1 protein-coding gene is annotated in these 387 nt (G+C 66.4%); it reads left to right on the plus strand.

Annotated elements, in window-relative coordinates; genetic code table 11:
* Nucleotides 1-71: 71 nt before the first annotated feature.
* Nucleotides 72-387, plus strand: a 316-nt coding sequence (locus RNC47_RS37360; protein ID WP_311605333.1) for a hypothetical protein, incomplete at its 3' end; no start/stop codon positions are given.

Consider the following 387-nt stretch of genomic DNA (forward strand, 5'->3'; position numbering starts at 1 on the left):
TACCTGTCCGCGGCCGCGCTGCAATACGCCGCGGTCGACGAACAACACGCCGGGGGCCTGGCGGAGTTGATGTGAATGATCTGCCCGACGCGGGTCAGCCTGGTGGAGCACTGACCCGTTCTCAGTTAGAAGACTGGGACACAACGTATCTCGCGGACGCTGCCGCACGCTGGCGCCAGTTGGCTGCCGAGTCGGAAGAACTGTTCGAGTGGCATCGGCAAAATGTGCACGCACCGGGTGGGGCAGAGTGGTCGGGTGCCGCCGGTGAGGCGGCGGGTGAACAGGTCAGTGCCGACGCGGTCGTGGTGCGCAAGCAAGGGGACATCCAGCGCGAGGCATCCGAAATAGCCGAGAACGGCTGCCGGGACATCCGGCTGGCCGTGGGGC

The sequence above is a fragment of the Streptomyces millisiae genome (genome assembly GCF_031845425.1).
Taxonomy (GTDB): domain Bacteria; phylum Actinomycetota; class Actinomycetes; order Streptomycetales; family Streptomycetaceae; genus Streptomyces; species Streptomyces millisiae.